The sequence below is a fragment of the Kitasatospora sp. NPDC101155 genome (genome assembly GCF_044768305.1).
In the GTDB taxonomy this organism is placed as follows: Bacteria; Actinomycetota; Actinomycetes; order Streptomycetales; family Streptomycetaceae; genus Kitasatospora.
This window is the reverse complement of sequence record NZ_JBIWPN010000160.1, coordinates 1-1,415: the sequence shown is the minus strand read 5'-3', so window position 1 is coordinate 1,415 and position 1,415 is coordinate 1. Positions and strand designations below refer to the sequence as shown.

The following is a 1,415-nucleotide window of genomic DNA, read 5'->3' as shown; positions in this document are numbered from 1 at the left end:
CGGCATGCCGCACCAGCACACTCTCGATCTCACCCAACTCGATCCGGAAACCACGGATCTTCACCTGGTCATCCACCCGACCGACGAACTCCAACTGCCCGTCCGCCCGCCACCGCACCACATCCCCCGTCCGGTACATCCGCTCCCCCGGACCACCGAACGGATCAGCCACGAACCGCTCCGACGTCAACGCCGCCCGACCCAGATAGCCACGCGCCAACCCCGCACCCGCCACATACAACTCCCCCGCCACACCCGGCGGCACCCGACGCAACAAGGTGTCCAGCACATACACCCGCGTCCCCGCCACCGGCACACCGATCGGCGGCACCCCACCACCCACAACCAACGGCCCACTCATCGACACCGCCACCGTCGACTCCGTCGGACCATACGCATTCACCATCCGCCGCCCCGGCGCCCAACGCTCCACCAACTCAGGCGAACACGCGTCACCACCCACCACCAGACACCGCAACCGCGGCAACTCCACCACCGGAACACTGGCCAACGCCGCCGGCGGAATCAACGCATGCGTCACCCCACGATCCGCCAACACCCCCGCCAACAACTCACCCGCCAACGGCCCCGACGGCGGAACCACCAACGCCGCACCACACGTCAGCGCCATACACAACTCCAACACCGACGCATCGAAACTCGGCGACGAGAACTGCAGCACCCGACTGTCACCCTCGACCGCGAAACGCTCCCGCTCACTGGCCGCGAACCCCGCAACACCCGCGTGAGTGACCACCACACCCTTCGGCACACCCGTCGAACCCGACGTATAGATCACATACGCCGCAGCATCCACCGACACCGGACCCGCCACCACCGCCGCACCCACCGACAGCTCGCCACCGCCCAGCACCACCACCGCCATACCGTCCACCCGCGGCACCACATCCACGAACCCCACCGTGGTCACCACCGCCACCGGACCCGCATCCGCGAACATGAACCCGATCCGCTCCGCCGGATACAACGGATCCACCGGCAAGAACGCCGCCCCCGCCCGCATCACCGCCAACGAAGCCACCACCGACTCCACCGACCGGCCCAGCACCAACGCGACAACCCGCCCCGGACCAACCCCCCGACCCACCAGATGACGCGCCAACCGCTCCGAACGCTCATCCAACTCCGCATAAGTCAACGACAACTCCGCCGACTCCACCGCCACCGCACCAGGCGTCCGCGCCACCTGAGCCGCGAACAACTCCGGGAACGACACCGCCTCCACCACCGGACCCGACCCGTTCCAACCCTCCAACCGAGCCAACTCCCGCCCCGACACCAACTCCACCCCAGCCAACGGCCGCGACACATCCGCCACCACCGCCTCCAACACCCCCACCAAACGCCCACCGATCTCCTCCACCACCGCACGCTCGAACACGTCCGGCCGGTAG

Annotated in this window: 1 protein-coding gene; it reads right to left on the bottom strand. The window is 68.1% G+C overall.

Annotated elements, in window-relative coordinates:
* A partial coding sequence (locus ACIRYZ_RS46550; RefSeq protein WP_402955851.1) for an amino acid adenylation domain-containing protein occupies nt 1-1,415 on the bottom strand: 1,415 nt, incomplete at both ends.